Here is a 1,607-nt window from a genome sequence, read left to right as displayed (position 1 = left end):
ACTGGGGCAGTTGATCCGGTCGCGATCCGCAGCCAGCTCGCGGATCGGTTGCCGTCTTATATGGTGCCGGCCGCGATCGTGGTGCTCGAGGCGTTGCCGTTGACGGTCAATGGCAAACTCGACGCCCGCGCCCTACCCGCCCCCGACTACACCGACACCGGTCGTTATCGCGCCCCCGGCAATCTGACCGAGGAAATGCTGGCCGGCATCTACGCCGAGATCCTCGGCCTCGAGCGGGTCGGGGTGGACGATTCGTTTTTCGAGTTGGGTGGGGATTCGTTGTCGGCGATGCGGCTGATCGCCGCCATCAACACCAGCTTGGATGCTGACTTGTCGGTGCGGGCGGTGTTTGAGACGCCCACCATCGCCCAGCTAGCACCCCGCATCCAGGCCGGGGTTGGGGGTGGGCTGACCCCCCTGGTGGCCGGCCCACGCCCGGAGCGGGTGCCGTTGTCGTTTGCCCAGTTGCGGTTGTGGTTTATCGATCAGTTGCTGGGCCGGTCTGCGGTTTACAACATGCCCATCGCGGTGCGCCTCACGGGGCCACTCGACGTGGACGCCCTGCAGGCTGCGATCGGTGATCTGGTGGGCCGCCATGAAAGCCTGCGCACCCTGTTCCCCACGATCGACGGGATCCCTCACCAGCAGGTGGTGCCGGTTGAGGGGGTCGAGTTCGGCTGGGCGGTGATCGATGCCAGCGGCTGGCCGGATACTCAGTTGAACCAAGCGATCGCGGCGGTGGCCAGTCACGTGTTTGATTTGGTGGTTGAGATTCCGTTGCGGGCGCAGCTTTTCCGGTTAGGCGACCAGGAGTGTGTGTTGGTGGCGGTGGCCCACCATATCGCTGCGGATGGCTGGTCGATCACCCCGCTGATCGGTGATTTGGGCGCCGCGTATGCCGCCCGGGTTAAGGGGCAGGTCCCTGGTTGGGTGCCGTTGGCGGTGCAGTACGCCGATTACACACTCTGGCAGCGTGAGCAGTTCGGTGACCTCGACGACCCACACAGCCGCATCGGCGGACAGGTGGCTTACTGGCAGCACGCGTTGGCCGGCATGCCTGAACGGCTGGTGTTGCCCACGGATCGGCCCTATCCGGCGGTGGCCGATTATCGGGGGGCCAGTATCGCGATCGAGTGGCCGGCGGGGTTGCAGCAGCAGATCACCCGGCTGGCCCGCGCGCATGATGCGACCAGTTTCATGGTGCTCCAGGCCGGGTTGGCAGTGTTGTTGGCCAAACTGAGCGCCAGTACTGATGTGGCGGTGGGGTTCCCGATCGCCGGGCGGCGCGATCCCGCTCTAGATGAGCTGGTCGGGTTCTTCGTTAACACCCTGGTGCTACGGGTCGATCTGACCGGCGACCCCAGTGTGGCCGAACTCCTTGGCCAGGTGCGGGCGCGTAGCCTGGCCGCCTTTGAGCACCAAGATGTGCCCTTCGAAGTCTTGGTGGAACGGCTGCACCCGGCCCGCAGCCTGGCTCATCACCCGCTGGTGCAGGTGATGTTGGCCTGGCAACACCACAACCTGACCGAGCTGGGCCTGGGGGATCTACAAGCCAACCCCATACCGGTGCAAACCCACACCGCGCGCATGGATTTGACATTCTCTCT

General features: G+C 65.1%; 1 protein-coding gene. It reads left to right on the top strand.

Annotation, left to right across the window (positions count from 1 at the left end):
- Positions 1 to 1,607 (top strand): condensation domain-containing protein (locus A5692_RS25500; RefSeq protein ID WP_231984459.1); only part of this gene is annotated, 1,607 nt, incomplete at both ends.

The organism is Mycobacterium sp. E342, from assembly GCF_001667665.1.
GTDB lineage: Bacteria > Actinomycetota > Actinomycetes > Mycobacteriales > Mycobacteriaceae > Mycobacterium.
This window is presented reverse-complemented; position numbering and strand designations above follow the sequence as displayed.